A 13,369-nucleotide genomic window follows, 5' to 3' on the forward strand; every position below is an offset into this window, starting at 1 on the left:
TGGTACGAGTACGCCGTTTAACGACCGTATGGAGATCAATGCGATTCAGAGCGTATTCGGAGCGCATGCTCCCCGTTTGGCGATATCATCTATTAAATCTATGACCGGCCATTTAATGGGCGGTGCAGGGGCAGTCGAATTAATTGCAACTGTACAGAGCATGATCCACAGCAAAGTACCACCGACACTCAATTGCGACAACCCTGAAGCCCCTGAACTGAATTTTGTACCGCACGTATATCAGGAACGCGAGGTCCATGCGGCGATTAGTAATTCCTTTGGTTTCGGGGGGCACAATGTCTGTCTTGCTGTTCGCAAGTGGGAGGGGGTATAGCCTGTGAGCGAAGAGCTAATCCATATCCCGGATGTGCTTCCGCACAGGTATCCGTTTCTTCTGCTGGATGGCGTGACTGGATACGAAACGTCGCAATGGGCGAAGGGGTACAAGTTTGTTACCTGGAGTGAATGGTTTATTACAGAGGCTAATCCATACATGCCTCCTATGTTGATCGTGGAGTCGCTTGCACAATTGGCGGCATTCGCTGCGATTGATAAAAAAGGTATTGCATACCTGACCAACCTCAATGGAATTCGATTCCACAGCTTGGCAAAGCCAGGGGACCGAATTGATCTTTATTTTGAAGTGATCAAGCGTCGGCGGGGTTATGTACTCGGAAGTGGTCGGGCTTCCGTAGGCGATCGATTGGTGGCTGAGGCGGAAGAAATTGTTTCACTTGGTCAATGACGGGGTGGAAGCGCACGTTAAACTGTCCTTTTGTCCTCCTGACTGCCAGTAGCAGCGGGAGGATATTCACATCACGGAATAGGAGTGAATGAGATGAATGACATGCAGTTATATGATTTAACAAATGCGCAGAAGCGTATATGGTATACCGAATTACTCTACCCAGGTACGTCAGTGTCACAGCTTTCCGGTACAGCTAAGATGAAGGGTCATATAAATATCGCTGCCTTCATGCAGTCCAATAATTTGATTATCAAACAGTATGATGCGTTCCGCATTCGTATTACCTCAGTGGATGGAGTGCCTCAGCAGTATGTCGTTCCTTATGAAGAGAGACAGTTGGAGTACCTCGATCTTACCCACTATGAAAGTATCTCTGAGGTGGAAGCCTTACTTGAGCAACACAAAAGCAAACCCTTGCCACTGCTGGATTCTGAACTCTTCCAGTTTTTAATTGTGAAGATTAGCGAGGATGAGTATTGGATTAACACCAAGATGCACCATATTATTTCTGACGGGATCTCAATGGTGGTCTATGGCAATCAGCTAACAGCGTTTTACATGGATTTAATTCAAGGAAACGAACCGAAGCTGAACGACGATTGCTCTTATATTCAATATATTGCAGAAGAGAACGCATACGAGCTTTCGGACAGATACCAAAAGGATAAGGCATACTGGCTGGATAAATTTTCTGATTTGCCTGAACTTACGGGTTGGAAGTCATATAATCCGTTATCTCTGAGTACCCACGCCGTTCGGGAGCATTTTACCGTGCCAGAGGTGCTATATCACGAGCTACAGGCATTTTGCCAACAGAACAGGATTTCTCTGTTCCAGTTCTTCATGGGTGCGATGTATATCTACATACACAAAGTGACGAATCAGCCGGATGTGGTGATTGGTACTTCGTTCGCTAACCGGGGGAACAAAAAAGAGAAGCAAAAGATAGGTATGTTCGTCAGCACGGTTGCAGCCAGAGCATACGTCGAAAAGGATATGGATGTGTTGAGCTTCCTGCAGGATGTAGCCAGGGATCAGATGTCGGTCCTGCGGCATCAGAAGTATCCATATAATCAGTTAATTCAGGATCTTAGAGAAATGCATGGTAACAAGGATATTCAGCGGCTTTTTGGCGTTTCAATGGAATACCGCCTTATCAATTGGGTTGATTTGGATGACGTGTGCATTTTGATGGATTATGATTTCTGCGACGACGAAGTGAACGATTTCGTGCTTCATATCGTGGAGATCCTGGATGAAGGCGAGCTGGTACTGGATGTCGTTTATCGGACGAAGCTGTTTGAACCCAGTGAAGTAAAGGACATGGTTTCCCAGTTGCTTACGATCGCCGAGCAGATCATTCATGCACCGCAGCTTTCCATCGCAGAGGTACACTTATTGGGTGAAGCAGAAGAGCAATCCATTTTGGCTCTTTCGGAAGGCGTTGCAGTCGATTATCCGCGTGAGAAGACAATCCATGGCTTATTCGAAGAACAAGCTGAGCGCACGCCAGATCACGTAGCCGTTCAGATGGACGAGCAGAGCATTACATACCTAGCTCTAAACGAGCAGGCTAACCAGCTCGCGAGATATTTGCGCACCGAAGGCGTTGGTGCAGATGTACTCGTGGGGATTATGGCTGATCGTTCCCTGGAGATGGTCGTCGGCATGCTGGCGGTTTTGAAGGCGGGAGGAGCCTATGTGCCCATTGATCCCGATTATCCCGAAGAACGTATCCATTATATGCTGGAGGATTCGGGAGTCCATCTGTTGCTCACCCAAAGCCATCTATGGGAGTGCACCACATTTGACGGAAAGCTTGTGAATCTGGACGAAGTTGCATCGTATAAAGGGGACACTTCAAATCTGGAGAGCATTTCGGGGGCGAGCAATCTTGCCTACGTCATCTATACATCGGGTACGACAGGCAAGCCAAAGGGAACGCTGATCGAGCACAAAAATGTAGTTTGCCTGCTCTTTAATGATAAAAATATGTTTGATTTCGGTCCTCAGGATACGTGGACCCTGTTCCATTCATTCTGCTTTGACTTCTCCGTATGGGAAATGTACGGGGCATTGCTGAATGGAGGACGTCTGGTCATCGTTCCATCGCTTACCGCGAAGAGTCCAGATCGTTTCTTGCAATTGCTTAAGGACCAGAAGGTCACCGTTTTGAACCAGACGCCGACATATTTCTATCAGTTACTACAGGAAGAGCTTGGTCATCATGCGGCAGAACTGAGTCTCCGTATGATTATCTTCGGTGGCGAGGCATTAAGCCCGGCCTTGCTCAAGGACTGGAGAACGAAGTACCCGCAAGTGCAGCTCATCAACATGTACGGCATTACCGAAACAACCGTGCATGTAACATACAAAGAAATTACGGATCTGGAAATTGAACAGGGCCGCAGCAATATCGGTACCACGATTCCGACGCTGCGTGCATACATTCTGGATGAACAACGCCGTCCACAGCCGATTGGCATTCCAGGTGAACTCTACGTGGCGGGCGAAGGCCTGGCACGCGGCTACCTGAACCGACCGGAATTGACGGAAGAGAAGTTTGTCGCTCATCCGTTTGAAGAAGGCGAGCGTATGTACCGCTCGGGTGACCTGGCACGCTGGCTGCCGGATGGCAGCATGGAGTATTTGGGACGGATTGACCACCAGGTTAAAATCCGGGGTTACCGCATCGAGCTGGGCGAAGTGGAAGCGAAGTTGCTCCATGCTCCGTCTGTAAGGGAGGCTGTAGTGCTCGCTCAGGAGGATGGAAGTGGACAAAAGGTGCTTGTCGGCTATTTTACAGCCGATCAGATGCTGACGGTAGGCGAATTGAGACAAGCCTTGGCGGAAGAGCTGCCAGCTTATATGATTCCGTCTTACTTTATGCAATTGGAACAGATGCCTTTGACGCCAAATGGCAAGCTGGATCGCAAAGCACTTCCGGCTCCGGAAGCCAATGTGCAGACTGGAGCAGTTTATGAACCGCCAAGGACGAAGGCTGAGGAAGCCTTGGTGTCCGTATGGCAAGGGGTGCTGGGAGCACAGCAGGTCGGCATCCATGATCATTTCTTCGATCTGGGTGGTGACTCCATCAAGGCGATCCAGGTATCCTCGAGATTGTTCCAAGCCGGGTATAAGCTAGAGATGAAGGATCTCTTCAAATATCCGACAATTGCTGAGCTAAGCCCGTATCTTCAAGCAGCCGGACGCACAGCAGAACAGGGTGAAATTAAAGGCGCAGCAGAGTTGATGCCAATTCAGCGATGGTTCTTTGAACGTCATACAGAGGAGCCGCATCATTACAATCATGCCGTCATGCTCTATCGGAAAGACGGCTTTGATGAGGCTGCACTCCGGTTGACGATGACCCAAATTGCTACCCACCATGACGCGCTGCGTATGATCTTCCGATCTACAGAAGCTGGTTATACAGCCTGGAATCGTGGAACGGATGAAGGCGAGCTCTATACCTTGGATATAGCTGATGTGCGACAGGCGGATGATCAGGCTGCTGCCGTTAAAGCCAAAGCCGATGCCATCCAGGCAAGCTTCCACTTGGAAGACGGCCCACTGTTCAAGCTAGGCTTGTTCCATTGTGAAGATGGGGATCATCTATTAATTGTTATCCATCACCTTCTAGTTGACGGGGTATCCTGGCGCATCCTGTTTGAGGACATCGCAACGGGATACGAGCAGGCGTTGAATGGACAAGCGATTGTCCTTCCACAAAAGACAGATTCGTATCTTGTATGGTCTGAACAAGCGGCGAAGTATGCAGCAGGGCCTGCTCTGGACAAGGAGCGTGCATACTGGCAGCAGATCGAGGATACAATTCTGGCCCCACTGCCAAAAGATGAAGATCAGGAGCCGGGCACCATTCGGGATACCGAGTCGGTAACGGTAACGTGGTCTGCGCAAGAAACAGACCTGCTGCTGCGACAAGCGAACCGGGCGTATCATACGGAGACGAATGATTTGCTTTTGACTGCTCTGGGAGCAGCAATCCAGCGCTGGACAGGCATGGGACAGGTTCTGGTCAATCTTGAAGGGCATGGACGGGAAATGATCATACCGGAACTGGATATTACCCGTACCGTGGGCTGGTTTACAACCCAGTATCCGGTTCTGCTGAACCTGCAAGACGGACAGGAAGTATCTGCACGAATCAAGCGTATTAAGGAGAATTTGCGCCAGGTTCCGCACAAGGGAATCGGCTACGGTCTTCTGAAGTATATGGCACCGGAGAAAAGTGTCGGATTCGGCATAAAGCCTGAGATTTCCTTCAATTATCTCGGACAGTTTGATCAGGACTTGGAGGGTAATGCCCTTAGCCTATCCACACATTCCGTCGGTAAGGCGCTCAGCGATCACACACCACAGCAATATGCTTTGGATGTGAATGGCATGATTGCCGAAGGCCAGCTATCACTGACGATTACGTACAGCAGCAGGCAGTATCGCGAGGAAACGGTGAGTCATTTTGCCGAATTATTACAGTCGAGTTTAAGCGAGGTCATCCGACATTGTGTGGCTCAGGAGCGCTCACAGCTTACGCCAAGTGATGTTCTGTTCCAGGGATTAACACTGGAGCAGCTTGATCAACTCACGACGCAAACGGCCCACATTGGAGAGATTGAGGATGTGTACAAGCTGACGCCGATGCAGAAGGGGATGCTGTTTCACAGTCTGCTGGAGCCGGACTCCTCTTCATACTTCGAGCAGGCCACGTTCGAGCTGCGAGGCAGCTTCGATGTAGATATCTTCTTCGAGAGCTTCCAGGCTCTGGCACAAAGACATGCCATACTCCGTACCGGCTTTTACAACAATATCGCTGATGTACCGCTGCAAGTTGTCTTTAAGCAACGGTCAATCCCTCTGCGCTACGTAGATCTGCGTTCCGCTACGTTGCAGGAGCAAGAAGCTCAGATCAAGGCTTACACTGCTGAGGATATGGCTAAAGGTTTCAGTTTGTCGGAGGACCCGCTGATGCGAGTAACCGTCCTGCAAACGGAGCAGAGTTCCCTGGTATTATGGAGCTTCCATCATATTGTTATGGATGGCTGGTGCATCCCGATCATTACCCAGGAGCTGTTCGATTATTATTCTGCCCTGCGCCAGCAAATGCAGCCTGTGCTACCGCCAGCTCAGTCTTATAGCCGTTATATTGAGTGGCTTGATGCACAGGATAATGGAGAAGCTTCAACGTATTGGAGCCGATACCTCGAGGATTATGACGGGAATACCGTATTGCCGGAAGGTAAAACGAAATCTCAAGCCAAAGAAGCGGGCTATGTTCTGAATGAGCATGTTCTCCATCTGGGTGCATCCTTGACCGGTAAAATGGATGTTGTCGCGAAGCGCAATCACGTGACCGTCAACACGCTCATGCAGACAGCCTGGGGACTGATTCTTCAACGTTACAATGCCAGCTCGGATGTGGTTTTCGGCGGTGTTGTATCAGGTAGACCGGCTGAGATTGCAGGTATCGAAAATATGGTGGGTCTGTTCATTAATACAGTACCTATCCGTGTGCAGTCCTCCAAAGACGAAGCCTTTGTCGAGATCATGAAACGCACACAGGCACAATCACTGGCAGGACGTGCTTACGATACCTACCCACTGTATGAGATTCAGGGGAAAACAACCCAAAAGCAGGACCTGATTTCTCATATTATGATCTTTGAAAATTATCCGCTCGACGAACAGGTGGAGCAATCGGGTAATCAAAATGAAGACAATCTCGAAGTCGCGAACTTCACCATGTTTGAACAAACGAACTATGACTTTAACCTGGTTGTGATTCCAGGCGAGGATATCAAGGTCTGCATTCGTTACAACGCTTTGGTCTATGAGCAAGAAAGTATTGCGCGGATCGGAGATCATTTGTTGCAAATGCTCGATCAGGTAGCTACTCGTCCGCAAGCGACGATACAGGAACTGGAGATTGTAACGCCTGAGGAACGCACGAAACTGCTTGACTGGGGCGGCAAGGCCCAAACCTATCCAAGTGATCAGGGTCTGCATACCTTGTTTGAAGAGCAGGTTGTCCGTACGCCGGATAAGATTGCGGCTGTAAACGGCGACATCCAGATCACGTATCGGGAGCTGAACGAGCAGGCTAACAGGCTGGCCTCCACCTTGATAGCTCAGGGACTACGAAGTGAACAAGTGATAGGTCTGTTGGCAGACCGTTCTGTGGAGCTGCTTGTTGCCATCATGGGTGTGCTCAAAGCGGGCGGAGCCTATGTACCTATTGATCCTGAATATCCGCAGGAACGGATTCAATATATTCTTAAGGATTCCGGCGCTGAGATTCTGCTTACACAGAGCCACCTGACGGAGCTGGCTTCCTTTGATGGAACGGTTATGGAATTGGATTCCCCGCACATCTACGGAACCGGAGTGGATAATCCTAATATTCCTGTTGGAGGAAACGATCTGGTGTATCTAATCTATACATCGGGTACAACCGGCAATCCGAAGGGAACCATGATTAACCACAAGGGGATCGTGAACTACATCTGGTGGGCCAATAAAGTCTATTGTGCTGGAAAACCAACGGATTTCCCGCTTTACTCATCCATTTCGTTTGACCTGACACTGACGTCGATCTTTACTCCATTAATGAATGGAGGATTAGTACGGATATATGATGGTATAGATAAAGCGGAGGTTGTACAGCATATTTTGCGCGAAAATGCGGTGGATATTCTCAAGCTGACGCCGACTCATCTCAGTCTTATTAAAGATATGGCCATCCCGGCGGAAAGTCGCATTCAGCAGCTCATTGTGGGTGGAGAGAATTTGACCACATATTTATCGAAAACCATCACAGATCTCTTTGGTGGCAACATCAAAATCTACAATGAATACGGTCCAACCGAGACGGTCGTCGGCTGTATGATTCACCTCTACGATCCTGCGAAGGATACGCGTGAATCCGTGCCGATTGGATTGTCAGCAGACAATATATATATCCATATCCTGGATGAACAGCTCCGTCTCGTACCGTTAGGTGTGGAAGGCGAAATGTACATCGCCGGGGACGGGGTAGCCCGTGGATATCTGAACCGGCCTGAGCTTACCGCAGAAAAATTCATTAGAAATCCGTTCGCTTCGGAAGGAAATATGTATCGAACCGGGGATTTGGCTCGTCGCCTTCCTAATGGAGACATTGAGTACATTGGGCGTATTGACCATCAAGTTAAAATACGGGGCTATCGTATTGAGCTTGGTGAGATTGAAGCCAAGCTGCTGGATATTCCACTTGTCGATGAAGCTCTCGTTGTCGCGTGGGCAGATGCCCAAGGGCAGAAATCGCTATGCGCCTACTTCGTAGCTGACCGGGAAATGTCTGTCAGTGAGCTCAGAAACGAACTGTCTGCTGAACTGCCTGCATATATGATCCCGTCTTACTTCGTCCAACTAGACGTGATGCCTTTGACACCGAATGGCAAGCTGGATCGTAAGGCATTGCCTGAACCAAACTCAGGTGTAAAGGCAGGAGCAGACTTTACCGCTCCGCGGACGGATGTGGAGACCATTTTGGCATCGATTTGGCAAGGTGTGCTAGGTGTGCCGCTTGTCGGCATCCATGACAATTTCTTTGAGCTCGGAGGCGACTCGATCAAATCCATTCAAGTATCATCAAGGCTTCTCCACGCAGGCTATAAACTTGACATGAAGGATTTGCTCGGCTATCCAACCATTGCAGAGCTGGCCCAGCGCGTTAACGCAGTCAGCCGAATTGCAGATCAGAGCGAGGTACACGGAGCGGTAAGACCGGGACCTGCCCAGCGCAGATTTTTCGACGAGCAGTCGACGGACCTGCACCACTTTAATCAGTCGGTCATGTTGTACAGACGGGAAGGCTTCAATACTGATGCGCTCGCCAAGGTTGTTCGGAAAATTGCAGAACATCATGATGCACTGCGACTGGTGTTCCGCCAAGGAGAGCGGGGCTTTGAAGCCTGGAACCGCAGCTTAGGTGAGGGTGAGCTTTATAGCCTTCAGATCCACGATCTGCGGGATGAAACAGACCCGGCTTCGGCAATAGAAGCAGGTGCGGAAGCCATTCAGCGCAGCATCTCTCTCGGTAATGGACCTCTCTTAAGATTGGGCCTGTTCCGCTGCGCGGAAGGCGAACATCTGTTAATCGTTATTCATCATCTGGCTGTTGATGGTGTATCCTGGCGCATCCTCTTTGAGGACCTGCAGGAAGGCTACGAGCAGGCAGCACGCGGAGAAGCTGTCAAGCTTCCGCAGAAGACGGATTCGTACCGTGCATGGGCCCAGGGAATCACACAATATGCGAACAGTCCGGAGGCTGAACAAGAACGCAGCTATTGGGCAGAGGTAGAAGGAGATGGCTTTGTCCCTCTTCCAAAAGACAAGGTAGACGGCGATCTTCTCATCAAAGACAGCGAGGCTGTTACAGTAAGATGGTCACCAGAAGAGACAGAGCAGTTCCTGAAAGAGGCGAACCGCACTTACAACACGGAAGTTAACGATCTGCTCCTGACGGCACTCGGCATGGCTGTTCACGAGTGGACGGGGATCGAACGTGTAGGCATCCTTCTGGAAGGGCATGGACGGGAGCCTATTGTACCGGAACTGGATATCACTCGCACAATAGGCTGGTTTACAAGTCAATACCCTGTCGCCCTTGAGATGGGAGAGAAACTGGAGATCGGCGCCAGAATCAAGCGCGTCAAGGAAGGTTTGCGTCGTATTCCTAACAAAGGTGTCGGATATGGTATTTTGAAATATTTGAGCGACGTATCCGATGTCTCCTCCTTCTCGGCTGAACCGGAGATTATCTTCAACTACCTGGGACAGTTCGACCAGGATCTTGCGGGGGGGACGATGGAGGTATCCCCTTACTCGGTAGGACCTGCGGTCAGTGAGCAGATGGTGCAGCATCAGGCGTTGAACATTAATGGACTGATTGCCGAAGGACAACTGCACCTTTCGGTCAGCTATAACCGTCAGCAGTTCCACACGGAGTCGGTAGCGAAGTTTGTCGGCATCCTGAAGGACCGTCTCAGCGAAGTCATTGGACATTGTGTACGCAAGGAAAGAACGGAACTTACACCAAGTGATGTACTCCTCAAAGATATCAGCCTGGAAAAAATCGAGGAGCTGGAAGAGCAGACACGGCATATCGGCAGCATTGAAAATATGTATAAACTGACACCGATGCAAAAGGGAATGTTGTTCCACAACTTGCTGGAGCCTCATTCGGAAGTCTACTTTGAGCAGGCCAAATTTGAAATTCAAGGAGCATTCTATCCTGAGGATTTCAAACGCAGCTTAAAGCATCTGATGAAACGGCATGCCATATTGAGAACGAATTTCCATGCCGGATGGGGCGATTTCCCTATACAGATTGTGTTCAAAGAAAGAGCGTGTGACTTCGTATACGAGGACCTGCACGAGCTGGAATCCGGTGAAATTGAAGCGCGTCTTGCAGCTTATACTGCTCAGGACAAAGCAAGAGGCTTTGATCTTGCCGAAGGAGCATTGCTGCGTGTGACCATTCTACGGACGGCAAAAGAGGCTTACCATCTGCTGTGGAGCTCTCATCACATCATTTTGGATGGCTGGAGTATGCCTCTTGTGCTTCAGGAAGTGTTTGAAACGTACGGGGTTCTGCGTGAGCAAAGGGAGCCTGAACTTCCTGCTGCTGTATCGTACAGCCAGTATATTCAATGGCTGGAGGAGCAAGGTGAGGAAGAGGCATCCTCTTACTGGAGAGGGTATCTGGAAGGCTACGAACAGCAGACGAAGCTGCCGCAGGCGATAGCACAGCCACTAGCAAAAGCGGAAGCCTACGTATCGGAGAAGCTTGTATTCACGTTGGATGCGGAACTGACCGAGCGGTTGGAACAAGTGGCCAAGCAGAACCAGGTAACGATGAACACGCTGATGCAAGCAGCCTGGGGAATCGTGTTGCAGCGCTACAATAGAAGTCAGGATGTCGTCTTCGGAAGTGTGGTATCGGGAAGACCTGCCGAGATTCCGGGTATCGAAAGCATGATCGGTCTCTTCATTAATACGGTTCCGGTTCGGGTACAGGCAGAGGGAAGCGATACGTTCTCCCATGTGATGAAAAGACAGCAGGAATTATATTTGGCAGGACATGCTTACGATTCCTATCCGCTCTATGAGATTCAAGCACAGAGCGAACAGAAGCAAGATTTAATTTCTCATATTATGGTATTCGAGAATTACCCGGTAGAGGAGCATCTGGAAGAGAAAATTGCCAGTGAAGAGGCTGAATACAAAATTACGGATGTTCAGGTGTTTGAACAGACGAATTATGATTTTAACCTTATTGTGCTGCCGGGCCGTAATCTGGAGTTCTTGTACCGTTACAATGCCCGTGTCTATGATCAGGAGAGGGTGGAACGGATTCAAGGGCACTTAATGAAAATTCTGGAAAATGTATCTGTTCATCCTGCCATCCGCATTGATGAGCTGGAGCTGATCACGCCGGAAGAGAAATCGCAGATTATAGAGGTGTGGGGCGATACAGCAGCTCCTTATCCGCGTGAGAAGACCCTTCACGGCATATTTGAGGAAAAAGCGGCGCTCACACCGGATCGTACAGCACTTATCTATGGCGAAACGAAGCTTACCTACGGAGAACTTCATCGGCAGGCGAACCGCCTCGCACGTACGTTGCGTGACCAAGGGGTCAAACCGGACCAGCCGGTCGGCATCATGGTTGAGCGCTCGCTTGAGATGATCATCGGCATCCATGCCATTCTAAAAGCGGGTGGGGCCTATGTACCGATTGATCCGGAATTCCCGGAAGATCGTATTCGCCACATGCTGGAGGATTCGGGTGCGAAGCTTCTGCTGACGAAAAATCATCTCAAAGATCGTTTTCCGTTTGCTGGCACGCTCCTGGCACTTGATGACCCGCAGGCGTATCATGCGGATGACTCGAATCTGGAGCTACTCGCGGGGCCGGAGCATCTGGCGTATATCATTTACACGTCAGGTTCAACGGGCAAGCCGAAAGGTGTAATGATTGAGCATCGCTCTGCCGTCCATACGCTGAGCCAGTTGGAAGCTGAATATCCGATGTTGGCAGGCGACCGATTCCTGCTTAAAACGACATTCACATTTGACTTCTCCGTGCCGGAGTTGTTCTGCTGGTTCTTTGGGCAGGGAACCCTCGTGATCCTGCCGCAGGGCGTGGACAAAGATCCGGTGGCACTGCTGGAGGCCGTGGATACGAGCCGTATCACGCATCTCAATCTGGTGCCGTCGATGCTCAGTGTTCTTGTTCAATATTTGAAAGAAAGCGGCAGCCAAGGATTCCTTACTTTGAAATACCTGTTTGCCTGCGGCGAGACGCTGCCTGCCAAACTTGTGGAAGAGTACTATAAAGTATCTCCATACGCAGTGCTGGAGAACATCTATGGTCCTACCGAAGCGGCCGTATATGCGACCCGATATACAACGAGCCTTGAGACTGCTGCTCTAACGTATGTGCCTATCGGTAAACCGTACGCTAACGTCCAAGTATGGATGATGGACAGTGCTGCTCAGGTATCACCTGTGGGTGTACCGGGAGAACTCTGCATTGCAGGCGAAGGGGTAGCGCGAGGGTACTTCAACCAGCCGGACCTGACGGCAGAGAAGTTCATTCCTCACCCGTACAAACCGGGAGCACGGATTTACCGGACGGGCGATTTGGCCCGATGGCTGCCAGACGGGAATATTGAGTATTTGGGACGGATCGATCACCAGGTAAAAATCCGGGGTTATCGCATTGAACTGGGAGAAGTGGAAGCACAAATTCTTAAAGTGCCATCTGTGCAGGAAGCAGTCGTTCTTGCACTGGCTGATACAACTGGAAGTACTCAGCTTTGCGCGTATTTTGTGGCTGAGGAGGGGCTTGCAGCGGGCGTGTTACGCGAGGCGCTGGCCAGCGAGCTGCCGAGCTACATGATTCCGTCTGCTTTCGTACAGTTGGCACATATGCCGCTGAATCCGAATGGCAAATTGGATCGCAAAGCGCTGCCAGCACCGGAATCACTCCTGCGGAGCACAGCGGAGTATATCCCGCCGCGTACGCAGACTGAAGTAGAACTGGTGCAGATTTGGTCCGAGGTACTCGGCGTGCAGGAAATCGGAGTCAAAGATCATTTCTTCGAACTTGGGGGCCATTCCCTAAAAGTATTGGGATTGATCCAGAAAATCTCGACCGGCATGGGCGTACAGCTTCCGCTCCAACTCGTGTTCAATCTTCCGACTGTGGAAGAAATGGCACATGAAATTTCCAAGCTGCGGGCAAAAGATGCTCCTGACGAAGAAGAAATGGAAATTATCCACTTCCCAGGGAAAGGAACGCTCAAAGTGTTTTGCTTCCCTCCTCGGGTCGGCTACTCTCTGGGGTACTATGAGATGGCTAAGGAGCTGGAAGGACATTGCGAGGTATACGGGCTGGAATTCATCGGCGATCGTTTCCAGGGTCAAGACATGCTGGATCGATACAGGGATGCCATCGTGGGTATTCAGGCTGAAGGACCATATGTCTTCCTGGGATACTCACTTGGAGGAAATCTAGCCTTCGAGGTGGCCAAAGCCATGGAAAGCCGAGGT

At 50.2% G+C, this 13,369-nt stretch carries 1 protein-coding gene and 2 pseudogenes; all 3 read left to right on the plus strand.

Translation table 11 applies throughout. From position 1 onward, the window contains the following. Positions 1–334 (plus strand): annotated as a pseudogene (locus L693_RS27590) (beta-ketoacyl-[acyl-carrier-protein] synthase II); the annotation flags it as partial. Positions 335–337: 3 nt separating this feature from the next. Beyond that, positions 338–745: a 3-hydroxyacyl-ACP dehydratase FabZ family protein gene (locus L693_RS0102745; RefSeq protein ID WP_049825034.1), complete on the plus strand. Its 408-nt coding sequence runs from the start codon at positions 338–340 to the stop codon at positions 743–745. A gap of 111 nt (positions 746–856) precedes the next feature. Next, positions 857–13,369: pseudogene (locus L693_RS0102750) on the plus strand (amino acid adenylation domain-containing protein); the annotation flags it as partial.

This window comes from Paenibacillus sp. 1-18 (genome assembly GCF_000520755.1).
Taxonomy (GTDB): domain Bacteria; phylum Bacillota; class Bacilli; order Paenibacillales; family Paenibacillaceae; genus Paenibacillus; species Paenibacillus brasilensis.